Source organism: Mesorhizobium sp. M7A.F.Ca.AU.002.02.1.1 (genome assembly GCF_003998535.1).
GTDB lineage: Bacteria > Pseudomonadota > Alphaproteobacteria > Rhizobiales > Rhizobiaceae > Mesorhizobium > Mesorhizobium ciceri.
The window spans coordinates 1-692 of sequence record NZ_RZPB01001390.1; the positions used below are offsets into that span (position 1 = coordinate 1).

General features: G+C 63.7%; 1 protein-coding gene. It reads left to right on the forward strand.

Annotated elements, in window-relative coordinates:
• Positions 1 to 165: 165 nt before the first annotated feature.
• Positions 166 to 692 (forward strand): isoprenylcysteine carboxylmethyltransferase family protein (locus EN879_RS37920; protein ID WP_164774944.1); only part of this gene is annotated, 527 nt, incomplete at its 3' end.

Genomic DNA, 692 nt, shown 5'->3' on the forward strand with positions numbered 1-692 from the left:
GCCGGGCGCGCTTCGCGGCGTCCAGTCGAAAGTGCTGATCGTCCGATCAACAGCACCGATAGGATCGCGATCACGCTTTTCTTACCTGTCATCGATCTCGCACCGCATTGCCGGCGCGCGGTGCCGGTTTCATAGTGACGTCCAGACGGTTTGCGGAGGCTGATCATGCGACCTGTGACGGCAATCACGTTGCTTTGGTTGATCTGGGCAGGAAGCTGGGCCGTCGCCGCTTTGTGGTCCGACCCTGCCCAGAAGCGCGCCGGGTTCAAGGCGGAGGCCCGCTATCGGGGTCTCTGGATAGCCGGCGCGGTGCTGCTGTTCATTCCGGCGCACGGCTATGAAGGCCGGCTCAGGCTGTGGATGCCTGATCTCCCCGAAGCCTGGATCTGTGTCGCCCTGATCGCCATCGGCATCGCCTTTGCCTGGTGGGCGCGCCTGCATCTCGGCAGGCTGTGGTCGGGCACCATCACCGCCAAGGCCGGGCACCGTGTCGTCAACACCGGCCCGTATGGCCTTGTCCGGCATCCGATCTACACCGGATTGCTGCTGGCGATCCTCGCCACCATGGCAGCCAAGGGCACCATGTGGGGCATAGCCGGAACCGCGCTGCTCATCATCGGCATCGTGACGAAAGCCAGGCTGGAAGAAAATTTCCTGCGCGGCGAACTGGGCAGCGCCTATGACGACTATGC